Here is a 25,350-nt window from a genome sequence, read left to right on the forward strand (position 1 = left end):
ATGACTTCTTCTCCCCATTACATCCCTCAATCTGATCCCCCACTTCCTCCTTGGGAAACTCTACCAACGATGTATGATTTACCAAGTGACAACCCACAGGAACCAGGCTTGCCATGATATTAGGTTCTCAGAAAGATTAATTTTTGAGAGCGATCGCATATTTAGCACTTGAAATACATATAATATTCCTTTCAGCAAGTCTATAGCCACCTCAGTTTTTATAAAAAACCATGATGTCATGCTATATCCTTACTATTCCTCAACCTAGTTTCAATTGAATTACTAAGGATAAGATCAGGTTCAGCAGCAAATCTAAAAGGCGATGTCCTGAACATTTGCAGATATTACCGCAGACACTGATTATGTTGCGGCGGCTAAAATACTTAAGTATGAGTAGTATGATCAAACTACCCAGGTTAAAATTGTCTATTTGGTAACACAAGACCATCAGAAAATTGTAGAAAAGTGTATTTCCTTGGCTCGATAGTGGTGTTAACCTCAATTTAAAGGATGTTATCAGCCTTTATCTGCTAGAGTTTCTGACTTTCAGCAAATTAGATAATTTATCAATAACAAAATCGCTAGGAGTGCGATGATGATGTCACAGTCCCCTATGACAAGGCCAGAAATAGCTGCTGGAACTCTAATCGATAACCGCTATATTATCCAAAAACTTCTAGGACAGGGAGGATTGGGACGAACTTACTTAGCATTTGACACTCGTCGGTTTAATGAAGCCTGTGTTCTCAAAGAATTTGCACCCATTGGCACAGGCGAAAGTGGACTGGAACAATATCGTAACTTATTTAAAAGAGAAGCAAAAATTCTTCATCAATTGCAGCATCCTCAAATTCCCAAGTTTTTGGCTTGTTTTGAAGGAGATGGTCGGCTATTCCTAGTACAAGAGTATGTTGACGGTAAAACATATTCAAGACTGCTAGGAGAACTTCAACGTCAAGGAAGAAATTTTTCTGAAGACGAAGTTATACAGTGGCTAAAGAATCTGCTGCCTGTTTTGGAATATGTCCACCAGCACAACATCATCCATCGAGATATTTCTCCTGACAACATCATGTTACCAGATGGCAAGGATTTGCCAGTGCTGATTGACTTCGGGGTAGGCAAGCAAATTGCTGATATTAACGAGGGTAGAAATTCTAACCACCAGGTAACATTTGTTGGCAAAATGTCCCTTGTCGGCAAAGTGGGATATGCCCCCCGCGAACAGATTAGTTTGGGTTTATGTTCTCCCTCTAGTGACCTTTATGCTTTAGGTGTAACTGCTATTGTATTACTCACAGCTAGAGATCCATCTTTACTAATGGATCAATACTCACTTGAATGGAACTGGCGTGATTATACCTATGTTACTGATGGGTTTGCTCAAGTACTTGATTGCATGTTGGAAGATAGGCCTAATAAACGATACCAAACAGCCAGCGAAGTTCTCAGAGATTTAGAGTATATTGGAGAACCAGAAGTGGCAATGCCTTCTGCAATCATGGTTGATGATTTACCGACTACAGTATTTAACCCTAAATTTCAGGCTATGTCGGCCCAATCGCAGTCATATAATCAACCTGAAGAAACAATTTTTAATTCACCTACTAGTCCAGAAACTGGGCAAAGAATCGAACAACAACAATCTTCACTCCAACCAGCATTTATTAAACATTGTCAGCAAGAATTAGCCTACCACATCGGCCCAATGGCAAATCTGATTATAGAAGAAATACTAGCTCACAATCCTTATATTTCGGCTGACCAATTTATTGAACTTGTAACCAAGGAAATTCCTAACTTTCAAGCAGCTTTTGAATTCAAAAAAAGTTTATTTTCATAAAGATTTAGACATGATGAATTGAGGAATAATTTTTCATCTCTTAACTAATTCTGTGGGTTTAAGTCAAGAGAGCTAATATAAAGTAACAAGGTTTTTTGGCAGGATTTAAATACCCCTTACAAATATTAATCAAATATTAATAACGTTAGGATTGCGCAAAGCGAGTCTATATACTTCTATCGAGAAGTAAGCTACACGCAAAGTCTTGTACAGAGGGTTATTACGCTAGCATAGCGGTAGCGAGCCTGCGTATCCCTGCGGGGAAGCAAGCTACGCGCAGCGTCTTGAGAGAGCCTCATTACGAATTATTATAATCGCCTGTACCTCCTTGAGTACGTTTGATTCTTTTCATCGCCATTTCTAAACTTAACTGCATCCGTTTAAAGGCTCTAGCTAAATTACCGATTTCATCATTAGACATCTGCTCAAATTCAACTTCCATGTGTCCCGTACTAACTTCTTCGGCTATGCGAGTCATGCGTTTGAGAGGCCTTACAACTTGTCGATTCAAGAACAAGTTAACTAACAGGATAGTCGCTATAAATATAGCTGATACAATCAAGATAATTAGTAAGGAAGACTGATTTGCTTTGCTGATGACATTTTTGGCAGGTACTGATATAATCTGAGCGCCAACAATTTCATTAAGCTTCCACCCAAATCCATTAGCAGCACCATAAAGACTAATCATGCTTTGAGGTGCAGCTTCAGGTACACTATGACAGACCAGACAGCTTTGTTCAGAAATTGCTAAGGGACGAGCAATATAAAAGATATCCCCACCAGGAATTGAGCGAAATCCACTAACTTCTTTAAGGTCTGATTTATTTCTGAACTGTTCTACAATTTCTGTCTCAAAACCGTCAGCCTTATCCCGAAGATTTGTGGGATTGAGAGTTGCTTCTTTATAAAAGAAATCACGGTAGTCTGTTGTTTTCCGTAAAATTTCAAACACCTCTCTTGCTGAGTATCCAGGCACAGTTTGCGGCAAAAATTCAGTAGCCAATTTATCAACTAGCTCTGGATTCACTTGATCGCTGGTATATTTACGAACAGAACTCATTGTTTGGATGAGCATAAGACCAGTTGAGCTAATATCTTGTTTAGCATTCTCCCTGAGTAGAGAAGAAAGAGTAAATCCACTCAAGCTCAGACCAAATGTCAAAATTACCAATAGCAAAATTGTAAATTTTTGTTTCAAATTGAGATTTTTTAGCATAATTTTAGATTACCTACAAGTCAAATTATTAGGAATAAATATGTCTAAAGTTACTGTTTACTCTAACATGAGCAATCAACTTTCATCTTTTCGTATAAAGGCATAGTTTAGGCAAAACTATGAAGCTATATCCAACTTTATACTATTAGTAATTATTGAGGTTAATGAAAATGTTATCTAAGTAAGTTAGTTCTAAAAAGCTACAACAGCAATTTAAATGGAATTCCCAAAAATTCGTGTTGACTGTTCTGATACTGAGCCAAAATAAATACCAGCAATTGTCAAATATTACTAATGGTGTGGAATGCAGGAAAGTCTTTATTCGGGGGACGCTACATTATTGAAAGCCAACTAGGTGAAGGCGGAATTGGCATTACTTATCTTGCCAGAAATCAACGAAATCAACAGCGAGTGATTAAAACCCTCAAAGAAGAAATCCTGAATCACCCCGCCTGGATACTCCACCGAAACAAGTTACGGCAAGACTTTCGTGATGAAGCAGTTCGGCTGGCTGTGTGCCACCATCCTCATATAGTACAGATAGAAACTATCTTCGATGAGGGGAATTTGCCCTGCATGGTGATGGATTACATCGAAGGGGAAGACTTAGCACAGCGCTTGAGGCGAATAGGAGTGCTATCAGAAGCAGAAGCGGTACTTTACATCCGGCAAATTGGCGATGCTTTGACCCTAATCCATTCTAAAGGACTGTTGCATCGGGATCTCAAACCACGCAACATCATGATCCGCATTGATAAATTAGAAGCAGTGCTGATAGACTTTGGCATCGCTAGAGAATTTGTTCCTAATATGATCCAAAGGCATACAGTGTATCGTACTCCTGGTTTTGCCCCACCTGAACAGTATGAATCAGAGGCGCCGCGAGGAGAATACATTGATATTTACGCCCTAGCCGCTACTTTGTATAATTTGCTTACCGCAGTTGTACCAACTAGTGCAGATGATAGACGTCACAATATTAATTTAGAACCACCACAATATTTTAATCCCAACATCAGCAACAGGGTAAATCAAGCTATTATGTGCGGCATGGATCTGGAGTCAACATATCGTCCCCAGTCTGTGCAAGAGTGGTTGGATTTATTGGGTTCTCAGACAGGGGAATATGTAACAAAAATCTCATCTACTTTAGTGATAACCCCTAAGCTGCAACTACCTGTACCTATTGTATTAGATCGGCAGAACTGGAAATGCGTGCAGACCCTCAAAGGTCATTCTAGTATGGTTCATGCGATCGCCATTAGCCCAGACGGGCAGTTTATTGCTAGTGGCAGTAACGACAAGACCATCAAACTTTGGCAAGTGGGCACTGGCAAGTTAGTGCGTCAACTGGGTCGTTGGTCTTCTAGTCATTCTAGTATGGTTCATTCCGTCGCCTTTAGCCCAATCTCTTCAAACCTTTCTTATCAAGGCGAGTCAGGCAAATCTGCGGGAGTTGCAGACCTGAACCGGGGAATCTTAGCTAGTGGGAGTTGGGATAATACAATCAAATTGTGGGATGTGAACACAGGTAAAGAAATTCGTACTCTCACTGGTCATGCTAATTGGGTGAATTCCGTTGCTTTTAGTCCAGATGGTAAGTTTCTGGCTAGTGGCAGTGCTGACTGTACAATTAAACTGTGGCAGGTACAAACAGGCATAGAAATCCAAACTTTCACAGGTCATTCTGACCCAGTTTCGTCAGTCGCTTACTCTCCGAGAACGCCTACAACTAATAGCCAAGAGAGACAGCTAGTGGCTAGTGGCAGCAATGATTACACGATTAAACTCTGGCAAATATACACAGGCAGAAATATTTACACACTCACAGGTCATTCCTTCTTTGTCAACTGTATTGCCTTCAGCAAAAATGGCGAAATTCTCGCCAGTGGTAGTGGTGATAACACAATTAAACTGTGGCATATAAATACAGGCAAAGAAATTCGTACTCTCATTGGTCATTCTGATTCAGTTTGGTCAGTCGCCTTTAGCCAGGATGGACAATTTCTCGCTAGTGGCAGTTGGGACAACACTATCAAGCTGTGGCATATACACAGTGGTAGAGAAATCAGCACACTTACAGGGCATTCCAACTATGTTAGATGTGTTGCCTTCAGTCTCGATGGCCAAACCCTAGTTAGCGGTAGTGATGACGACACTATTAAAATTTGGCGAAGGGGGTAGTAAATAATTTGTAATTCGTAATTTCCCTATAAATCTACAGATAGAACTGCGATCGCCCCAAATTTGTGACAATAATGACGGCAACCGTTATTTTTGAACAATAAAAAATTATATGGGCTTTGGTATTGGTGATTTATTCTGGATTTTCCTCCTTCTGACTTCTTTGCAACCCCTTTGGCAAAAACGTCAAATAGAATATCGGCGCTTGCGTGCTTTACAACAATTCCAGCAGGAACGCAAAAGTCGGGTGATTTTACTGATTCACCGCCAAGAGTCCATTAGCTTTTTGGGAATTCCCATATCTCGCTACATTACTATTGAAGACTCAGAACAAATACTACGAGCAATTCGCCTCACACCCCCAGATGTACCGATTGACTTAATTTTGCACACTCCTGGTGGTTTGGTTTTGGCTACAGAACAAATTGCCAGAGCATTAATTCGCCACCAAGCAAAAGTCACAGTTTTTGTACCTCACTATGCCATGAGTGGCGGTACAATGCTTGCGATCGCCTCTGATGAAATTATTATGGATGCTAATGCTGTCTTAGGGCCAGTTGATCCCCAATTGGGTAATTACCCCGCAGCCAGTATCCTGAAAGTGGTTGAAGATAAACCCATCAGTGAGATTGATGACCAAACCCTAATTATGGCCGACCTATCACGGAAAGCAATTCAGCAGGTACAGCGGTTTGTACGAACTTTGCTAAAAGACAGTATACCTAAACAAAAAGTTCTGCCAGAAAATATCGAACCGATTATCGAAGCTTTGACAACTGGGCGCGTCACCCACGACTATCCCATCACTATTGAAGAAGCAACAGAAATGGGGCTGCCCGTAACCGTCGGACTGCCCCATTCTATTTATGATCTCATGGATCTGTACCCACAGCCACAAGGAGGGCGACCCAGCGTGCAGTACATTCCGATGCCTTACAATGATCCCCGTCCAATTCTACCTACACCCAAAGGCAGACCCTTAGAAGAACCAAATCAGATGACTTGAGGGGCTTTGGCGTAAAAGTTTTTTGTGGCGACTAGGGTGTAGCTGTCGGTGTAGCTGTTGGTGTAGCCATCGGTGTAGACATCGGTGTCTCTGTTGGTGTAGCCATCGGTGTAGACATTGGTGTAGCCATCGGTGTAGACATTGGTGTAGCCATCGGTGTAGACATTGGTGTAGACATCGGTGTAGACATTGGTGTAGACATCGGTGTAGACATCGGTTTCGCTGTTGGTTTTGCTGTTGGTTTTGCTGTTGGTTTCGCTGTTGGTTTCGCTGTTGGCTGACTGAAGACTGTCTTTGCTTCTTCATTCAGCTTTTGGCGGAGTGCTAAATTAGCAATTCCAGTTTCTTGCAACTGATATTTCTTCTGATACTCCTTCACCACTTCTTCCGTGCGGGAACCATAAAAATGATCGCGCGGCAGGGGAGGATTTGGCCTCACTACTGCATTCAAATTTCTGTGCAGAATTTGAACAATGTTAGCAGCAAAATCTTGGGTTTTTGGCCCTGCTATACCATCAACTGGTTTTAGCTTGTAACCAGTCTGAAATTCTCGAATTGCCTTTTTAGTTTCCTGGTCCGTCAAAGCAGTATTTGTTACCTTGACGTTATAGCCTAATCCCCGCAATACCTCACGGAATTGCTGGGGTGTATAACTTTTTTGAGGGGCTGCAAAACCTGTGTCTGCAATTACCAAACTAGCAGTCATCAGGCAAGTAACAGCAAAGGTTGCGCTTGATTTTCCAAACCCACACCACATACTTAAAAACTCCTTTGGGTTAAATCAGCAGAATCGTAAACGTTAACAGCTGCATTTTAAGTTTGTTTAATAACTTTTTTCACGATTATTTAATGAATTTTGAATAAATTGTGATTTTTTTTTGTTAAATTTAACTAGCTATGTAAAAGGTAAGTTGTGTCATCTATCAAAAGAAGTATCTTCTATGAACAGAGATACAGCGGTTATCATTTGAATCGAATACACCCTTTTAACACTAAATTGGAGTAGAAATGCACATCTGTGCCCTCCTACTAGGGTCTACTCGACTGGAAATTGCTGTAATTGGTTAAAAGGGTCGAAAATTAATAAATGAAAGAGCTTATGTTTTAAATAGATAAAACAGTATATTTTTTTACAGAAAATGAGAAATATAAAATCTTCTAAGCAGCGTAATCTTTGGTTTGAAAAATTTATGGCAATTGCTGCCACCGTAAATTTAAGTTTGGTTTTGTTTGATTTAAGTTACGTACCTTGGCGAGATTTCTACTTGCGAAAACTTCCCCAAATTACTAAGATTTATGACCCAATCAAAGGTATTGAAAGTCATCGAGACACAAAAAGTTATCTAGAAACAGTAGATGCATTAGAAGAACAAGTTAGGCAAACAGGGTTAGAGTCGCCTCAGGTAAATAACAGGCTAATACAAATAAGTCGTCTTAGCAGCGAGATGATTGACAGTAACCCGTTTGCGGGAGCGAATAAGAGTGGGACGCTGGAAAAAATCAAACAAAGGATGCGATCGCACATCCGCAAAGAATCTGCAAAACAGTCCTTCGCTACTTTTTGGAGTCAGCCACATCTATCACAAAATGGTTGGCTTGAAGAAATTAATTTTTTTAACAAGAGCATTCGCCCTTTGATCGCCAGTAACTACTACCGCCAAATCGGGGAAAATGGCGATTTTATTGATAAATTCTGGATGATTGACTTACCCTTTGTGATTTTATTTGGTGTAGAAGTGCTGGGGCGCACCTTCCTTCTCAGACGGCAACATCCTGGTTTAAGCTGGTTAGAAGCACTATTGTGGCGTTGGTACGATTTATTTTTACTACTGCCATTTTGGCGGGAGTTACGAATCATACCTGTATTAATTCGCCTCGATCAAGCGCAGTTATTGAATCTGCATCCGGTGCGAAAGCAAATTAATCAGGGGATTGTCGCCAATTTTGCCGAAGAACTCACAGAAATTGTGGTGGTGAGAGTGATTAATCAGGTTCAGGGTTCAATTCAGCGGGGTGAATTAACTAGCTGGCTCTCGCAAAAAGAAAATTTACGTCCCTACATAGATATTAATAATGTGAATGAAGTGGAAGCGATCGCAGATATTTTGGTAAAAACAATTGTCTACCGAGTGCTACCCGATATCCAACCTGCGATCGTTGCCATTCTGCGCCACAACATCGAAACCGTCTTCCATCAAGTCCCCGTCTACCGCAATCTTCAGAACCTTCCTGGCGTAGGACAAGCCCAAACCCAGTTAAGCGAACAACTGGCGACCCAAATCACAACTAACCTTTACAAAACTTTAGTGAGCGCTGTTGAAGACCCTGTGGGCGCAAAACTCACCAGTCAATTGGTACAAAGCTTCAGTGACGCTTTGGGATCTCAAATAAAAGAAAAACACGTACTTTCAGAAATTCAGAGTTTACTTTTTGACTTCTTAGAGGAAATCAAACTTAACTATGTCCAGCGTTTGTCCCAAGAAGACATAGACCAAATTATCGAGCAAACCAGGCAGCTACGAACACAAGTATCAGTTCCCGTAGTCGTGGATAAAGGCACTACTCTCCCAAAAATACGGGAAGGGTAGGTAAAGCAGGGGAGCAGGGGAAGCATTTCTAACTCTTGACTAATGACTAATGACTATCCAAGAAATGCGCTAAACTCGAATTAGGCGAATCATCATTGGTTCGTCACAAGACTTCTTGGAAGATATATTTATCGCAGGAAGTGGGTCGAAGCCCACTTTTTTTATTGAATTCTCTCATGGCTCATCCTTTAGTTCCACAAATTATTGATTTGGCGACACCAGTGGCAGAAGAACTGGGATTAGAAGTGGTTGGCGTGGTTTTTCACACCAACCAAAGTCCACCAGTTTTGCGGGTAGACATTCGCAATCGTGAGCAAGACACTGGGTTGAACGATTGTGAGAAGATGAGCCGTGCTTTAGAAGCCTCCTTAGATGCTGCCCAAATCGTTCCAGATACATACGTCTTGGAAGTGTCTAGTCCTGGTATTTCGCGGCAACTGGTAACAGACAGGGAGTTTATTTCCTTTAAAGGATTTCCTGTCATTATCTCCACAACGCCCCCCTACGACGGACAACAAGAGTGGATTGGTCAGTTGATTCGCCGGGATGAGACAGCACTTTACTTAAACCAAAAAGGTCGTGTAGTCGAAATTCCCCGCTCTCTAATTACTAAGGTGCAGCTAGACGAGCATCGATAAACAAAGGGCTATGGCTCAGGAGTTAGAGACTAGAGCACCTTAGCTCAAGGCTAGAGATCAGGAACTAAGGGCTAAAGGTTAGAGGCTAAGGGCTAGAGGTTAGAGATTAGTGTAAAGCTATTCTCTAATCCCTGGCTCTAATGCGTAGTTTTCAGTCCCTAGTCCCCAGATCCCACTCCCCACTCCCTAATTTTTAAAGGAGATTGCTTATGTCAATGGTTACTTTACCTGGATTAAAAGAATTAATTGAAAGTATAAGTCGCGAGCGGAATTTACCCCGGCTTGCAGTTCAATCAGCTATTAGAGAAGCACTACTCAAAGGCTACGAACGTTATCGTCGCGCCCAAAATTTAGAACGCAAACAGTTTGAGGAAGATTATTTTGAAAATTTTGAAGTAGAACTCGATATTGAAGGAGAAGGATTTCGCGTTCTTTCCACCAAAACCATTGTCGAAGAAGTTAATAATACAGACCACCAGATTTCCTTAGACGAAGTTCAACAAGTCGCTCCCGAAGCGCAGTTAGGGGACTCTGTAGTGTTGGATGTTACCCCCGACCAAGGAGAATTTGGTCGGATGGCGGCGATGCAAACTAAGCAGGTACTCGCGCAAAAATTACGGGATCAACAGCGCCAGATGGTGCAAGAAGAGTTCCAAGATTTAGAAGGAACTGTTCTCCAAGCAAGAGTCCTGCGGTTTGAGCGGCAATCAGTGGTTTTAGCAGTTAGCAGCGGCTTTGGTCAGCCAGAAGTAGAAGCCGAATTACCGAAGCGGGAACAGTTGCCCAACGATAATTATCGAGCAAATGCCACCTTCAAGGTATATCTGAAAAAAGTCTCCCAAGGTCAGCAACGAGGGCCACAGTTGCTTGTGTCTCGTGCTGATGCTGGTTTGGTAGTTTATCTTTTCGCCAACGAAGTCCCAGAAATCGAAGATGAAGTGGTACGGATTGTTGCCGTAGCTAGGGAGGCAAACCCCCCTTCCCGTTATGTCGGCCCCCGGACTAAAATAGCAGTCGATACTCTCGATCGCGATGTAGACCCAGTTGGCGCTTGTATTGGAGCCAGGGGATCGCGAATTCAAGTAGTAGTCAACGAATTACGCGGTGAAAAAATAGATGTAATTCGCTGGTCGCCAGACCCAGCAACATACATTGCTAATGCCTTAAGTCCAGCACGGGTAGATGAAGTACGCCTGATGGACCCAGAATCGCGGCAAACTCACGTACTTGTAGCTGAAGATCAATTGAGTTTGGCCATTGGGAAAGAAGGCCAAAACGTCCGTTTGGCAGCCCGTCTTACTGGTTGGAAAATAGACATCAAAGACAAAGCTAAGTATGACTATGCAGCAGAAGATACCAAATTTGCAGCCGTTAGAACAAAATATCAATCAGAGGAATCAGAAGAAGACGATCTTGAATATGAAGAAGAATTCGAGGATGAAAATCAGAACGAATTAGAAGAGGAAGATAGTTTTGACAATAACGATGATGAATAATTGATTAATTTTGTAAAGTTTTGATACTGTAAAATTGTAGTCTCAGTCTCAAGGATTATTTTCTCAAAAGCTACTTGGTGTAAGTAAAAAATAGTAATAATAAACTTATTTTTACTTCCATTATCCTGGACTGAGATCGCAAAGAACCGATGAAACCAAATTATCGGCGCTGTATTAGTTGCCGGAAAGTAGGCTCAAAAGATGAGTTTTGGCGGATTGTCCGCGTCTTTCCATCGGGAAAGGTACAATTAGATCAGGGCATGGGGCGTTCTGCCTATATTTGTCCAGAAACGAGTTGCTTACAAGCGGCTCAAAAAAAAAATCGACTAGGGCGATCGCTACATGCATCAGTGCCAGAAACACTGTACCAAAGCTTGTCGCAACGTCTAGCCCGCAGTAATACCCAAAACCAAATTTAGTTGGAACAACTTTGTGACGTAATCATCAGAGGAATTGTGTAGAAAGCCGAAATCGCGCTTTCGTCACACCCTCAGTTAGATTGTCAAGGTTAATGCCAAAATAGTAAATGGGTGTAAAACGCATTCGGCTCTCCAAATAACAAGAGGGTCGAGGCAACATTCCCAGAACAAGATGTAATCAATTGTGTTGTGGAAGACTCAGAATCAACAAAACAAGAAACTACAAAATGGCAACCTGGTAGCGCTCAGGCGCAGTTCGGCGTCAAGGGTTCCTATAAAAATCTTTTATTTAAGACATTTTTATGGGTATCCCTCAACCATCATTCCTGGTGGGGATGCCATTATTAAACCGAAACATCTCTCTTTCCTGATTGGAGGCACCGGCAAAAACTGAACGGCAACCTAAAAACAGTAATCCAAGGATGGAGATGTCGCACTCCCAGGCAACCATCCGCTAAAACTGTAAATTAAAGGGGAAGAGTGGATGAACAACGGCAAAGTTAGAATCTATGAATTATCAAAGGAATTGAATTTGGATAACAAAGAGCTACTAGCAATTTGCGACCAGCTCGATATTGCGGTCAAAAGTCATAGCAGCACGATTTCAGAATCCGAGGCAGAAAACATCCGGGCGGCAGCAGAAAAACTTGCAGCTACGAATGTGTCAGCCAAAAAGGAACTAGGTACAACCAGCCATAAGCCAAATTCACCACCCAACGGCGGACGTAACCGACCTCCTGCACCCCACAAACAGCAAATTTTGGAAATACGCAAACCCAAAATATTGAGAAATACTACTCCCAACGCCCCAGAGGCGTCACTTGCTAACAATACCCAAGCTGCCTTGTCTGAAGCTAATCCTCCCTCTCCGCCACGGCCTTTCGCTACACCAGTCTCACCCCTGAAACCGGCAGCACCAACTCGACCTGTGCCCCGGACTCAATCTGAGACTCAAGAGCAACCTCCGATCGCTGACTTGGAACAAACGCCTAATCCAAATCCGGCACCGGAAAAAATAGCATCCCAAAAACCGGAAAAAACAGTTCCGCCCAGACCGAAATCGGAAAAACCGATCAAACCACAACTAGTTGCTCCTCCAGCCAGACCTGAGGCAGAAGTTGCCGAGGTGGAAGATGAGCAGCCAGTATCTCAGGCAGATAAACCGATCCTGAAACGCGACCAACGGCAACGACCTGCAGAAGGCGATCGCGAGCAAATTAAGCCGAGAGTCGCTAAACTGCCAACAGACCAGTCCGCACCATCTGCACCACAAAGGGCAAGTCGTCCCACCACTGCACCAAGCAGACCAGAGCCGAGGGGCAATAGACCGTCTGCTCCATCGCAACTGGGAGAGGGGCAACGACCCAGACCAGCGCGTCCAGGTGAAGCTGTAGCAGCCGCTATGCCGATCGCTACTCCCCCCAGACAGATATCAGGAATAGCGGGCAAATCTCAAGGATTGGGTGATGAACCAGTCACACCCGATCTCCTCGACTTGAAACGCCCAAGCCCGCCTCGCCCAACCAAGGGCGGCAAAAAGTGGGTAGAAGAAGAAATAATTGACGAGGTTAAAGAGAAGGCGAAAGCTGGCGTCAAAGGCAAGCGGATCAAGCCCATACTTGATGATGAGTTTGAAGAAGATTTGCTGGATGACGACGATATCGACTCACCAGCCACAGTCCAAGTCAGCCTTTCCATCGCTCGTCCTCCCAAACCCAAAGCGACTCGACCTGTACAGATGCCAGGTGCAACCCTTGCTAGCGCCCCAACTGCAAGAGCGAAAAAATCTGGTTCCAGGTCTGGCTCTAAGTCAGGTTCTGGCCGCGACCAGCACCAAAACCGTCGCCAAGAAGCCGAGACAAAGCGCGATCGTCCAGAAAAAGTGGTGGTAACAGGCCCGTTGACTGTGCAAGAACTGTCTGACGTTTTAGCTGTTGCCGATACAGAGATTGTGAAAATCCTGTTCCTTAAAGGTATGGCGGTGAGTATCACTCAAAATCTAGATATTCCCACAATTACCCTGGTAGGCAAAGAACTAGAAATAGAAGTAGAAACCGCCGAGCGAGAAGCAGAAGCTCGGAAAATTACAGAAATGGTCGGCGTAGAAGACCTAGAATATCTCCACCGCCGTCCGCCAGTGGTGACAATTATGGGTCACGTCGACCACGGTAAAACAACCCTGCTCGACTCAATTCGCAAAACCAAAGTGGCTGCTGGCGAAGCCGGCGGGATCACTCAACACATTGGTGCATACCATGTGGATATAGAACATGAGGGCAAACCACAGCAGATAGTCTTCCTGGATACCCCCGGTCACGAAGCCTTTACAGCAATGCGGGCCAGAGGAGCGCGGGTAACAGACATTGCCGTGTTAGTAGTGGCCGCTGATGATGGTGTCCGTCCCCAAACTATTGAAGCCATTAGCCACGCCCAAGCTGCGGGAGTGCCAATTGTCGTTGCAATCAACAAAATTGACAAAGAAGGGGCACAGCCAGAACGGGTGAAACAAGAGCTGACTCAGTACGGTCTGACCGCAGAAGATTGGGGTGGTGAGACAATCATGGTTCCGGTGAGCGCCATCAGAGGTGAAAATCTAGATACGCTCTTAGAGATGATTCTCTTAGTAGCAGAGGTTGGAGAACTATCTGCCAACCCAGATCGTTTTGCCAAAGGAACTGTAATTGAAGCACATCTGGATAAAGCTAAGGGAGCAGTTGCTACCCTGCTAATTCAGAATGGCACCCTGCATGTGGGAGATATCTTAGTAGCTGGCTCGGCCTTCGGTAAGGTCCGGGCGATGGTGGATGACAGAAGTAAGCGAGTAGATATTGCTTCTCCTTCCTTTGCTGTCGAGGTATTGGGTTTAAGTGATGTGCCAGCAGCAGGCGACGAGTTCGAGGTCTTCCAGAACGAGAAAGAAGCCAGAGCGCTTGCTAGCGATCGCGCAGACAGACAACGCCTATCCCGCCTGTTACAAGGTCGTGTTACCCTTACAACCCTGTCGGCTCAAGCACAAGAAGGCGAGTTGAAAGAACTCAACTTGATCTTGAAAGGAGACGTACAAGGTTCCGTGGAAGCCATTGTGGGAGCGCTCAAGCAAATCCCGCAAAACGAAGTCCAAATTCGGATGCTGTTGGCTACTGCTGGGGAAATCACCGAGACAGATATCGACTTAGCAGCTGCCAGTAACGCTGTAATTATTGGCTTCAACACCACTTTTGCCAGTGGCGCCAGACAAGCCGCCGATGAAGCGGGTGTAGATGTTCGAGAATACAACGTCATCTACAAACTCCTGGAAGATATTCAAGATGCCTTGGAAGGTCTTTTGGAACCAGAGTTGGTGGAAGAACCCTTGGGTCAAACCGAAGTACGTGCCGTCTTCCCAGTCGGTCGCGGTGCTGTTGCCGGTTGCTACGTTCAATCTGGCAAGCTAGTTCGCAACTGCAAAGTCAGAGTGCGACGCGGCGGTAAGGTGATCTTTGAAGGTGTCCTTGACTCCCTAAAACGGATGAAAGAAGATACCCGTGAGGTCAACGCCGGTTATGAATGCGGTGTCGGCATGGATAAATTCAATGATTGGGTTGAAGGTGACATCATCGAATCCTATCAGATGGTTACGAAGCGCCGCACTCTCACCTTAACGAGATAGTGTTGAGGGTAAAATGGTTAGAAGTTAGGAGTAATAAATTAGGAGTTAGGAGTTAAAGGCTGCTAATTCCTAACTCCTAACTCTTAACTCACAACTTTTTATAATATGCATTCATTTCGCTCTGAACCGATTTTGTGGATTCACGTCGCTGGATTGGCGACGTTGCCTATTTTCTTAGTCCTCTGCTTATTGTTTTTGTCTGTAGGTGAGCCGTTTTTGCCAGTCTGGATGGAGCTATCTTTAGTTGCTGCAATTGGTATTCTTCCCCTACTATGGATGCAGTTACGTCGCCCTTTTTATATATTTGCTCTTTTAGGAATAGCCCTAAAGCCAGAAAATCTGACTGAACGGCAGCGAAAAATTCTCTGTTTAATTAATACAAAGTTAAATCGGATCTTGGCATTAGTGGCAGCAGTCTTGTCGGTTTGGATACTGTGGTATCTTTACCAAATTGCCCCATTAGTAGCAAATTCAGCTAAATTTCTCCCACAATGGCGCAGTCTTGCACTAGTACTGGCGGGATTAGCATTTTTGGGTGGCAATCTATTTTTACAAATACCTGTGAGTGTAATGCGAGTTTTGGTGACTAATGACACAGAATTTGCTGGCATAGAACCATTATCTTTAGAAAAGATTAAGCAAGATTTCACAATTTTAGGGGTGCGAGTTAATCAAATCGTGCCTCGATTATTGCAATCCTTGTTTAAGATAAATACAGATTTGTAGCAGCCCGTAAAGTATATTATTTAACTTTAAAGGGCTAAAAAGAAGCATCAGGGGAGGCAGAGGTGGATACTTCGACTGCGCTCAGTAACCAGGGGAGCAGAGGAGAATAACTAATAACCAATGCCCAATGCCCCATTCCCAATATCCAGTTACTGTTGAAGTAAAACAAAGGAATGAGGAACTATGGCTCAAATTCCAGCTTCTAGCGATCGCCAATTTTCTGCTGATACTAAAATTTGGTATAGCCTCAAATGTGCTATCTCCACTAGTTCCGGTTTTCAACGCTGGCAACTAGAACGCGATGCTCAATTAGACGGAATTCGCTTGGAACATCAGGTACAGAGGTATTTAAGAGAAACTTTAGAAACTTTAGCTTACTAAACACCGAATAAATCTTGTAAGCTTGTTTGCAAACGGCGGAGTTGACGGTACGCACCCTGCAAGCGATCGCCATCAACTTCCACTTCATTTGTGGGATAATTCTTAATAATTTCAATCAGCGACACTTGCCCGTCTTGATTCGCAGAAAGTACCAAGGCGGCTCGTAAAGCTTGCCGATTTGCTCTTTGAGACGGTGTAGAAATAACTAGTACCGCAAGGCGGAAGTCAAAAGTCAAAAGTCAAAAGTCAAAAGTATTATGAAATAAGCTCTTTAGGGCTTTTCAATGGTCTGCTTATTTACGCCGTGCTGTACTAGACTAATTTGATCCAAAATAATATTACCAATCTGGCTATTCAGCACTTTATCTAAAAATACAGGGTTTACCTTCACAGGCTTTGTTAAATACTGACGAATGGCTTTGGGGTCTTGTCGCGCCAAAGCTAAATTAACTTTTAATGAACGTGAGAGTTCACCTGTTTGGGCAAAGGTGGATAGTTCCTCTACAGAAAGTGATTCACGGAAGATACTATACTTCAGAACTACTCGTTCTGCTGCAAAGGCAGGAGTGGACAAAAACAGAAGACAGATAATGCCTACTAAAACTAAGACGCGACGCAGCCCTAAAAAATAAAAATGCATTTCTCCCGATTTCCAATAGGTTTGCTTTTTCTGTGATGATATTTCAGCAGAATTAGTTGCAGCACCTAGCTTTAGGGAATACTAAAAATCGCCTCATCTCCATAGTGCCCCTAAGAAAATTTTCTGCATAACACAATATAACTAATGTATAAGTTCTGTGACCTATCTAAGGAATTTAGCTGAATCAGTGCTAATCATCCAGTATAGTTTTGCATGGGTTTTAGAGCAGCTACAACGCTGTTATCTTTAACCTTGTTCCATATACCGTAATTCAGCACATCACAGACTCAAAAAATGAAATATTGGGGTTCTCACATTTCTCTAGCGAAAAATTTTCGCCTTCTTTCCAGCAGTCATCTCAGATACACTTTGCGCGTAGGAGCCGGGCTAACGGCAATACTTGTTGTTTCTAGTGGGTCAATACTACTACCTAATGAGGTTAATGCTGATACCACTCATCCAGAAAATATCGCCCCAACTCATACAGCGCAAGCTCCTGCAACTGCCGCAGCGATTTATGTTAATCCCGCAACTGGTGCAGATAGGGCTGGTGCTGGTGCAACCTCGGCAGCACCCTACAAAAGCATCAGTTTCGCTCTCAGTCAAGCCCAAACAGGTGCAGTTATTCAATTAGCACCTGGAAACTATAACCAGGAAAGTGGCGAAACCTTCCCGTTGTTGCTGAAACCAGGAGTAACACTGCGAGGTGATGAAGCTAGTAAAGGTCAGGCGATATTAATTACAGGTGGAGGTTTCTACACTAGTCGCACCTTTGCCAGACAGGACATTACCATCCTTGCCGAACAAGATACCACAATTACCGGTGTCACCGTCACCAACCCAAATAGCCGGGGTACGGCTGTGTGGGTGGAGTCAACTAATCCGATTATCAAAAACAGTACTTTTACTAACAGTGTCAGAGAGGGTGTTTTTGTCACGGGTACAGGCAATCCCAAAATTGAAAGTAACATCTTTGTGCAAAACAAAGGGAATGGGATTTCAACTGTTAGAGCTGCCCAAGGAGAAATTCGGAATAACTTATTTCAGGATACTGGTTTTGGTCTATCGATTAATGGCACTTCCACACCCCTAGTTGTGGAAAACCAAATCGTCCAAAATCAAGATGGTGTTTATATTTCAGAGTCAGCGAAGCCCGTATTGCGTAAGAATGTCATTCAGAACAATAAACGGGATGGAGTAATAGTAATTGGTAGTGCTGTACCCGATCTTGGCACCAGCGAAAATCCTGGTGGCAATCTTATTCGCAATAACACTCGTTATGATGTGAACAACGCCAATAAAACTAGTCAAATTCTCGCTGTTGGCAACGATATTGATCAGAAAAAGATTTTCGGCTCAGTAAATTTCGTTGCTGCAACTGTTGATGTACCCCCTGGAGGGCCTGTTGCCTTTAAGGATGTGCCAGCAAATTACTGGGCAAAAACCTACATCGAAGCTTTAGCCTCCCAAAATATTATTGCTGGTTTTCCTGATGGCAGCTTTAAACCCAATGAACCTGTAACCCGCGCTCAATTTGCCACTATTGTCACTAAAGCCCTAAAGCCACCAACTAAACGCGCAGCCATTCAGTTTAAGGATGTAGCAAGCAATTTCTGGGCTTACGCTGCCATTCAATCTGCTTACCAGAGTCAATTTGTTTCTGGCTATCCCGATGGCACTTTTAAGCCACAGCAGCAAATTCCTAGAGTGCAGGCGTTAGTCGCTTTAGCTAATGGTTTGGGCTTAACTGCAAGTAATCAAAATGTCGTTTCCTTTTACACCGATGCTGCCCAGATTCCTAATTATGCGATCGCACCAGTTGCTGCGGCAACTGCACGGCAACTAGTGATCAACTATCCCACAGCGAAGCAACTCAATCCTAATCGTGAAGCGACTAGAGCCGAAGTTGCTGCATTTGTTTACCAGGCACTCGTCAATGCTGGACGTGCCCAACCAATTCCTTCATCTTATTTGGTAACAGCTCAGTAAATGTCTAATTAGCAAATTGGAAGCGCCAGACTAACAAATTATCAGTCTGGCGCTTCCAATTTAGTGGTTTTTTAATTTTAGGGTTTTTTAATCATAAAATTTGGGGTCTTTAAATATAGCCGACCCCATTTTAATGTAAGTGGGTTTATCGTCAGGGTCTTTATATTGGCTGACCCCGTTTCAACGATTTCTAGTTTCTCAGAAATTTTTGCTTTTTGAGATTTCCTAATAATTTTTTTATTTTTTCTCTCTTGAGATTTTAATCTTCATAAAAATATTAATAAATTTCAAGAATATCAAGAATTAGGATTTTTACCCGATTGAGTGCTTCGTTGCCGATGCTGTTCCCAGCGCCAGAGAAAGACCATTAAGGCAACTATTCCTACTTGGAGGGCTAAACTAGGCAAAGCGCTCTCAACATCGCGTCCGGCAAGCACTTGGAAGAAAAAGACGAATGCACCGAGTGAGCCAGAAGCACCGAAAGCAATGTAGAAAAATTGTCGGAAGCCGCGATAAGGAGCTGCTATTTCTGCTTTGAGGCTGGCATACTGTTCAGGATTCAGACGATTTTTGGGATTTTGATCTACCATGATTAAATCATGTTATACTATTAGATTGTGTATGCCGATGTGGCTCAGTGGTAGAGCAGCTGATTCGTAATCAGCAGGCCGTGGGTTCAAATCCCATCATCGGCTTTGATAAAAGTATTGCTCAATACTAAAGTCTGACATAAATCATCTACAGTGATTAGTTATCTGTCGTCGCTGACAAATTATTGTCATCAAACTTAGTAATTCGCTTCCGTATGTATTGGTGACAAATTATTGTCATCTTTCTGAAAAGCAACAATTTATTTATTATATATAGAGCCTTGAATTTCACTTTGGAGAATATCTCGCATATCCCCTAGCTTAGGCAAAACGATGCTGCCAGTTTTATAGGTTTGTACGTTAGCGTTGGCGTAGCCTCTCGTAGAGAAGCTCGCCGTACCCCTACGGGGATCTTGCTACGCGTAGCGTCTCCAAGAGTTGGCATCGCAATAATTTCTTTAGCCAAAAGTCTGTCTACATACTGTCCTAACTCAGATGTACCAAAATTCATTGGGAGAGAAGCTTTTCTGTACCTCGGTAAGCTAGAACCTTGCCTTGGTATAATAATCCAGCATCCGAAAGTCGAGTGGGGGTGTGATCAGTTATCAGTTATCAGCACCAGAAATCGTACTCACTGAACACTGTTTATTGTTGACTGATTTAACAACCCCTACTCCCATTTTCAAGGCAGAGGTGGATTATTGCAGCAATGGAGTTGTGCCTTTCCCGTTAGTTGACGCATTCGCAATTGCAGCTTGAGTAGGTTGAGTAGTAAGAACCGCTATAACTGGAGTAACATTTGAACTAGATTGTTTACTTCGTTTTCGATTGGAGCCGCCAGCCTTGGAATACTCTATACTGTTTCTGCCGTAGACAGTTGCAACTCCACTTAGCATTCGTTCAGACATTTCACAGAGAGCTTTATCCATCTGGGTTACTGTTTTACGCGATTCTTCTAGATTGGAAACCAGCGTATTATTAGCTTCTAGCACAGCACGGGTAGTGTTGATTAGGTGGTTGTAGGCTTCAATGGTTAACCCATGTCCTAAATCCAGATTTTCATCAATAGATTTAAGCAAGGCGAGACGAAGTTGGGCTTTGTCAATAGCAGCAGAACCACGAGTTTTTAAAGACATAACACATCCTTTTTTAATAATTCCTTTTTCAACATAGTGGAGTATCCTTTTGCCTGAGATGGGTAGTTTTGTGGATTTATTTCATTAAAAGTTCAACGAAATAATTAGGAGTTTGCCTGTGTTTTTACTCATTTTTCATATCGATTTGTTGTTTTAGAATAAGTACAATCAGCAATAGTAATCACAAAATCAATAAATGCGAACCCTGAAATAACAATTGCGTACCCCGAAATAACAATTGCGTACCCCGAAATAACAATTGCGTACCCCGAAATAACAATTGCGTACCCCGAAATAACAATTGCGAACCCTGAAATAACAATTGCGAACCCCGAAATAACAATTGCGAACCCCGAAATAACAAACGCGAACGCCAAATCGATAAATGCGACTGCTGAAATTACAATTGCAGTCACAAAATCGCTTGACTATGAAAGTCAAATCAAATTGTCCTCTTGGGATATAATGCAGGAAAATAGGGACAGTTCAATTAGCGTGTCTAAATTTTCATGCAGTTTGAGTGGGGTGAGGCGAAAAATTTAGAGAATATTCGCAAACATGAGATTGATTTCGCCGATGTTCCTGAGATGTTTGCAAGTCCAATGCTAATTGAGTTAGATGATCGTTTTGATTACGGTGAAGACCGTTGGTTTGGTATAGGTTTCCTCGGTAACGGTGTAGTGGTTGTAGTTTGGACAGAACGCAAAAATAATCTGATTCGGATCATTTCAGCACGAAGGGCAAATAGGTATGAACGACAAAAACTTGAGCAATACCTCTCGTACTAACTGGACAGCACTGGAGTCTATGAACGATGAAGAAATTGATTACTCTGACATTCCACCATTGACAGAAGAGTTTTTTGAAAAGGCTACTCTCAGAATTTCCGCACCTCAAGCACAGCAATTGGTACAAATTGAACCAGATATATTAAAGTGGTTTCAAGCTCAAAGCGGAGAATATAAAGCCTTAATCAACATTGTTTTACGTCGTTACATCGAAAACTGCGACGAACAGCGAGTAGTGTAACAATTTCAAAATAACAAATGTGTTGGCGTAGCCCGCCGTAGGCATCAACGTTTAAGGGATAATCTTAAAAACTTCAGTAGCTAGTTTTTTTGTTGAATGTAGATGTAGGGGGATGAGCGATCGTTGTCGGCAAAATATCCCCTATGATGAAACTCTGTATATACTTTCCCGGAATCTGAGGTAGTGGTGTTAAATTTTTCACACACTATAATAGTGTGATTTCTCACGCCCTTACCCATGAACGAACAGCGTCAGCAAGCCTATTTCAACCTTATTCAAAGCCTGTTGAATTGCCGTAGTCACGATGAAATCCTAGAAATTTTAGCAGCAAATCAAAATTTACTGGATGATAGCTTAGTACAAAAGATGCTGGAAAGAGCAAGTCATTTGCTAAAGCAGAGCGAATTAGACCTAGCTAATCGTTTAATGAATATAGCAGGGCAGCAACTTGGGGTTTATACTAAATTATCATCGACTGCCATAGAAAAAGAATACTTAAATTTTTTAGAGCAAGTACTGAAAGTAACAGCAGATAGTAGAGATAACGTGCAAGTAGTTTCCCGAATACTTATAGCAAATATCAAAAAAATTGATAATATTTCTGCAAAAGTATTCCGAGCTTGGGCAGAAAATAAACTGACACAAGCAGAACCAGATGAAAGCAAATCTATCGCGTCAGATATTAATGATTTGAGTACTCTGATTCGAGAGTTACTCTTGGGAGACAAAGCCAGTCACATAGAAATTGCAATTGCTGGCTATGAAATAGTCCTAAATATCTTTACCCGCACTGCGCTTCCACTAAAATGGGCAATGATACAAAATAATTTGGGCATTGCTTTCTCTCAGAGAATACAGGGAGATATAGTAGAAAATCAGGAATACGCTATTAAAGCTTTTACCAGTTCGTTAGAAATAATAACCTGCTCTAAATTTCTACAAGAATGGGCACAAACGTTAAGTAATTTAGGAAATGCTTATTTATATAGAGTTAAAGGAAACCGGGCTGAGAATATTGAATGTGCTATCAAAGCTTATACTAAAGTATTAGAAGTCATAACCCATTCTCAATTTCTACAACAATGGGCAGTAACGCAAAATAATTTGGGAAATGCTTACCTTGAAAGACAAGGGAAAGATAGAAAAGAAAATATCGAAAATGCGATCATTGCTTATAATACCGCTTTAAAAGTATACACCCGCTTTGAATTTACACAACAATGGGCAATAACGCAAAATAATTTGGGAAATGCTTACCTTGACAGAGTACAGGAAGATAGAAAAGAAGATATCGAAAATGCGATCGCTACCTTTTCTGTTGTATTGGAAGTATTTAGCCGCACTGATTTTCCAGAACTCTGGGCGATGATGCAGAATAATTTGGGGAACGCTTACCGTCAAAGAATACAGAGGGATGGGGATAGAAGAAAAAATTTTGAAAAAGCCATCGAATTCTGTACCAATGCTTTAGAAGTATTCACCTGTACCAGCTTTCCACACAATCATGTATTAACTTTATGTAATATTGGTATTCTCTATCAAGAAGCACAACAGTTAACTAAAGCCTATGCCACCTTTAATTCTGCCATCCGAATAGTCGAATCATTACGAGGAGAAATTATTTCTGGCGATGAAAGCAAACGCAAACAAGCAGAAGAATGGAACAAACTTTATAGGCGCATGGTAGAAGTTTGCAGAGAATTAAATAAGATTACCGAAGCAATTGAATATGTTGAACGTAGTAAAACCCGCAATTTAGTTGAACAAATCCTCGAACGTGACTCTAAAACCATCTTCCCTCCAGAAGTAGTCACTCAACTAGAAAAATACAGGGATGAAATAGCCGTAGGACAATATCAAATCCAAAATGGCAAAGCTGAAAATCCAAAAGTTCTTGCACAACATCTACAACAGTTGCGAAAGCAGCGTAATGAATTGCAAAACCAATACTTACCTGTTGGTTATGGTTTCAAATTCGACTCCTTCCAAGGTTCTTTGGATGAGCATACAGCCATTATCGAGTGGTATATTCTCAACGATAAAATTCTGGCGTTTATTCTCACAAAACAAGGAGAGGTAACTGTTTGCAAATCCCAACCAGAAGACCAACAAGCCTTGAGGAATTGGGCAAATAAATATTTGCAGAATTACTACGATCAAAAAGACCAATGGCGAAATAACTTAGGGAAAGCACTCAAAGAATTAGCTTCGATTCTGCACATTGATGAAATATTAACCCAGATACCAAAGCACTGCGATAAACTCATCCTAATTCCCCATCAATTCCTACATTTATTCCCCCTTCATGCAATTCCAATAAATCAAAATTCTGAAAATTCGCGCTGTCTTATAGATTTATTTGCTGGTGGTGTCAGCTATGCACCTAGTTGTCAACTGCTGCAACAAGTACAACAGCGACAACGCCCTAATTTTCAATCTCTATTTGCGATTCAAAATCCCACAGAAGACCTGAATTACACCGATTTAGAAGTACAAGTTATTCAAAGCTACTTTAATACTTCCAACGTTCTGAAAAAAACAGCAGCGACACTCACAGCAATTAATAATACTGACTTAAATACTTACCATTGCGCCCACTTTAGCTGTCACGGGTATTTTAACTTAACAAACCCCGGTAATTCAGCCTTAATTTTGGCAGATGCACCCATAGCAGACACTCCAACAAAACCGGACTCCGAACGTTACCTGAATTTACGAGCAGGGGAAACCCACGATTTAGAAAAATGCCTGACTTTAGATAGAATATTCAGTCTCAAATTAGAAAAATGTCGCCTCGTCACCCTTTCCGCCTGCGAAACTGGATTGATTGATTTTAACAATACCAGTGATGAATACATTGGTTTACCTAGCGGTTTTCTATTAGCTGGGAGTAAAGCTGTAGTCAGTAGTTTGTGGACTGTCAGCGATTTATCTACAGCGTTTTTGATGATGAAATTTTATGAAAACCTGCAAACAATAAATAGTGTCTCCTTTGCACTCAATCAAGCGCAGCAGTGGCTGCGAAATTTAACAACAGAGAAATTTGAAGCACTATTAGGTCAATATCAGCTACAAATAGAAGAAATTTTTGCTCAACTCCCAGAAGAAAAGCGTCCAGTAGCAAGAGCAATATTAAGAAGAACCTGCAAGCGCAAACCCTACCCTTTTGCAGCACCATTTTACTGGGCAGGATTTACAGCTACAGGGCTTTAGGATTCAGGTTTGGCAGTTTCACAAAACTTCTTCACGCCGATTTTGGCAACATAAATTACTACTGGAGTTGCTAGGGCTATGGGAATATTACCACTCGCTGCTAAGGTGGCGATCGCAGCTGTCAATACTCCCGTCATCAAGTCGTCAAATTCTTCCTGACAGATGATGTTGCTGAGTTTTTGGGCTAATTTCTCTAAATAATTTGAATCTCCCCTCAAGCTAACTTCTGCGTCGGTTGTCTCAACAGCAATTAACTGTGCTGCTGCTTCCAGATTTCCCTTACACTCTTCTATGGCATCCAAAGCAGCTAAAGCCTCTGGACTATCCGCTAACTGGCTGCGAAACTGAGTAATTTCCTCTGGTGTAACGGTAATCATTTAATAGTTTTAACCAGTAAATAAATATATGAAGCATTCGGTGATTATACATCTAATCCCTAATCCAGAGATATGGCGATGTCTGCGACGGGCTATTCGGCGTCGCCGCTCATACGACATCAAAAGTAGGGACAATTTTGCTATGCGATCGCGCATTTTCGACAACCAAAAAATTCACGCAATTTTGGGTTGATGTGCGATCGCTCCTTCGAGTCAAAGCCTCGAAT

21 protein-coding genes, 1 tRNA gene and 2 pseudogenes are annotated in these 25,350 nt (G+C 42.2%); 17 read left to right on the forward strand and 7 right to left on the reverse strand.

Going from position 1 to position 25,350, the window contains the following annotated elements; all coding sequences use genetic code 11:
* Window positions 1-114: pseudogene (locus NLP_RS32920) on the forward strand (Uma2 family endonuclease); the annotation flags it as partial.
* On the opposite strand, the gene NLP_RS34740 reads toward NLP_RS32920, so the two are convergent.
* Window positions 79-240: a hypothetical protein gene (locus NLP_RS34740; protein ID WP_234017394.1), complete on the reverse strand. Its 162-nt coding sequence runs from the start codon at window positions 238-240 to the stop codon at window positions 79-81. The pseudogene NLP_RS32920 and the gene NLP_RS34740 sit on opposite strands and share 36 nt — an antisense overlap.
* Window positions 241-598: 358 nt before the next feature.
* Between NLP_RS34740 and NLP_RS07370 the strand changes: the two genes are divergently transcribed.
* Complete coding sequence (locus tag NLP_RS07370) at window positions 599-1,843, forward strand: serine/threonine-protein kinase (protein ID WP_104905828.1); 1,245 nt, start codon at window positions 599-601, stop codon at window positions 1,841-1,843.
* A gap of 298 nt (window positions 1,844-2,141) precedes the next feature.
* Here NLP_RS07370 and NLP_RS07375 read toward each other — a convergent pair whose 3' ends face one another.
* A complete protein-coding gene (locus tag NLP_RS07375; protein ID WP_104905829.1) occupies window positions 2,142-3,062 on the reverse strand; it encodes a Tll0287-like domain-containing protein in 921 nt (306 codons plus the stop codon).
* Between the two features lie 294 nt (window positions 3,063-3,356).
* On the opposite strand from NLP_RS07375, the gene NLP_RS07380 reads away from it, so the two are divergent.
* Entirely contained in the window at window positions 3,357-5,246 is a 1,890-nt protein-coding gene (locus NLP_RS07380; RefSeq protein ID WP_104905830.1) for a serine/threonine-protein kinase, read from the forward strand.
* A 112-nt stretch (window positions 5,247-5,358) separates the two neighbouring features.
* Window positions 5,359-6,252 (forward strand): SDH family Clp fold serine proteinase, encoded by an 894-nt coding sequence (locus tag NLP_RS07385; protein ID WP_104905831.1) that lies wholly within the window; start codon window positions 5,359-5,361, stop codon window positions 6,250-6,252.
* Between the two features lie 31 nt (window positions 6,253-6,283).
* Here the strand turns inward: NLP_RS07385 and NLP_RS07390 are convergent, their stop codons facing one another.
* Window positions 6,284-7,009, reverse strand: a complete 726-nt coding sequence (locus NLP_RS07390; RefSeq protein WP_104905832.1) for a peptidoglycan-binding protein — start codon at window positions 7,007-7,009, stop codon at window positions 6,284-6,286.
* Window positions 7,010-7,391: 382 nt separating this feature from the next.
* Between NLP_RS07390 and NLP_RS07395 the strand changes: the two genes are divergently transcribed.
* The 7 genes from NLP_RS07395 to NLP_RS07430 all read left to right on the forward strand — a co-directional run bounded on the left by NLP_RS07395 (window position 7,392) and on the right by NLP_RS07430 (window position 16,149).
* Window positions 7,392-8,840: a hypothetical protein gene (locus tag NLP_RS07395; protein ID WP_104905833.1), complete on the forward strand. Its 1,449-nt coding sequence runs from the start codon at window positions 7,392-7,394 to the stop codon at window positions 8,838-8,840.
* A gap of 176 nt (window positions 8,841-9,016) precedes the next feature.
* Complete coding sequence (gene rimP / locus NLP_RS07400) at window positions 9,017-9,478, forward strand: ribosome maturation factor RimP (RefSeq protein ID WP_104905834.1); 462 nt, start codon at window positions 9,017-9,019, stop codon at window positions 9,476-9,478.
* A 209-nt stretch (window positions 9,479-9,687) separates the two neighbouring features.
* Window positions 9,688-10,974 (forward strand): transcription termination factor NusA, encoded by a 1,287-nt coding sequence (gene nusA, locus NLP_RS07405; protein ID WP_199784777.1) that lies wholly within the window; start codon window positions 9,688-9,690, stop codon window positions 10,972-10,974.
* Between the two features lie 149 nt (window positions 10,975-11,123).
* On the forward strand, window positions 11,124-11,393 hold the full coding sequence (locus NLP_RS07410) for a YlxR family protein (RefSeq protein ID WP_104905836.1): 270 nt from the start codon (window positions 11,124-11,126) through the stop codon (window positions 11,391-11,393).
* A 484-nt stretch (window positions 11,394-11,877) separates the two neighbouring features.
* Window positions 11,878-15,042 carry a translation initiation factor IF-2 gene (gene infB / locus NLP_RS07420; RefSeq protein WP_104905837.1) on the forward strand — a complete coding sequence of 1,055 codons (3,165 nt, stop codon included), beginning with the start codon at window positions 11,878-11,880 and terminating at the stop codon, window positions 15,040-15,042.
* Between the two features lie 105 nt (window positions 15,043-15,147).
* A complete protein-coding gene (locus NLP_RS07425; protein WP_104905838.1) occupies window positions 15,148-15,768 on the forward strand; it encodes a low-complexity tail membrane protein in 621 nt (206 codons plus the stop codon).
* Window positions 15,769-15,951: 183 nt separating this feature from the next.
* A complete protein-coding gene (locus tag NLP_RS07430; RefSeq protein WP_104905839.1) occupies window positions 15,952-16,149 on the forward strand; it encodes a hypothetical protein in 198 nt (65 codons plus the stop codon).
* On the opposite strand, the pseudogene NLP_RS36000 reads toward NLP_RS07430, so the two are convergent.
* Window positions 16,146-16,789 (reverse strand): annotated as a pseudogene (locus tag NLP_RS36000) (alpha/beta hydrolase). The gene NLP_RS07430 and the pseudogene NLP_RS36000 overlap by 4 nt on opposite strands.
* A 294-nt stretch (window positions 16,790-17,083) precedes the next feature.
* Here NLP_RS36000 and NLP_RS07445 point away from each other — a divergent pair.
* Complete coding sequence (locus tag NLP_RS07445) at window positions 17,084-18,778, forward strand: DUF1565 domain-containing protein (protein WP_104905842.1); 1,695 nt, start codon at window positions 17,084-17,086, stop codon at window positions 18,776-18,778.
* Window positions 18,779-19,074: 296 nt separating this feature from the next.
* On the opposite strand, the gene NLP_RS07450 is transcribed toward NLP_RS07445, so the two are convergent.
* On the reverse strand, window positions 19,075-19,368 hold the full coding sequence (locus tag NLP_RS07450) for a DUF3493 domain-containing protein (protein WP_104905843.1): 294 nt from the start codon (window positions 19,366-19,368) through the stop codon (window positions 19,075-19,077).
* Window positions 19,369-19,401: 33 nt separating this feature from the next.
* On the opposite strand from NLP_RS07450, the gene NLP_RS07455 reads away from it, so the two are divergent.
* A tRNA-Thr gene (locus tag NLP_RS07455) sits at window positions 19,402-19,473 on the forward strand.
* A 593-nt stretch (window positions 19,474-20,066) separates the two neighbouring features.
* On the opposite strand, the gene NLP_RS07465 is transcribed toward NLP_RS07455, so the two are convergent.
* Complete coding sequence (locus tag NLP_RS07465) at window positions 20,067-20,504, reverse strand: hypothetical protein (RefSeq protein WP_104905844.1); 438 nt, start codon at window positions 20,502-20,504, stop codon at window positions 20,067-20,069.
* Between the two features lie 509 nt (window positions 20,505-21,013).
* Between NLP_RS07465 and NLP_RS07475 the strand changes: the two genes are divergently transcribed.
* From NLP_RS07475 to NLP_RS07485, 3 genes are all read left to right on the forward strand, one after another.
* Window positions 21,014-21,292, forward strand: coding sequence for a BrnT family toxin (locus NLP_RS07475; protein ID WP_104905845.1), 279 nt, complete (start codon window positions 21,014-21,016; stop codon window positions 21,290-21,292).
* On the forward strand, window positions 21,255-21,533 hold the full coding sequence (locus NLP_RS07480; protein ID WP_104905846.1) for a BrnA antitoxin family protein: 279 nt from the start codon (window positions 21,255-21,257) through the stop codon (window positions 21,531-21,533). Before NLP_RS07475 ends, NLP_RS07480 begins: the two co-directional genes overlap by 38 nt.
* Window positions 21,534-21,770: 237 nt before the next feature.
* Complete coding sequence (locus tag NLP_RS07485) at window positions 21,771-24,746, forward strand: CHAT domain-containing protein (RefSeq protein WP_104905847.1); 2,976 nt, start codon at window positions 21,771-21,773, stop codon at window positions 24,744-24,746.
* Here the strand turns inward: NLP_RS07485 and NLP_RS07490 are convergent.
* Complete coding sequence (locus NLP_RS07490; RefSeq protein ID WP_104905848.1) at window positions 24,743-25,123, reverse strand: hypothetical protein; 381 nt, start codon at window positions 25,121-25,123, stop codon at window positions 24,743-24,745. The two genes, NLP_RS07485 and NLP_RS07490, sit on opposite strands and share 4 nt — an antisense overlap.
* A gap of 28 nt (window positions 25,124-25,151) precedes the next feature.
* Between NLP_RS07490 and NLP_RS32925 the strand changes: the two genes are divergently transcribed.
* Complete coding sequence (locus tag NLP_RS32925) at window positions 25,152-25,316, forward strand: hypothetical protein (protein ID WP_158680315.1); 165 nt, start codon at window positions 25,152-25,154, stop codon at window positions 25,314-25,316.
* Window positions 25,317-25,350: the final 34 nt, after the last annotated feature.

The organism is Nostoc sp. 'Lobaria pulmonaria (5183) cyanobiont', assembly GCF_002949795.1.
GTDB lineage: Bacteria > Cyanobacteriota > Cyanobacteriia > Cyanobacteriales > Nostocaceae > Nostoc.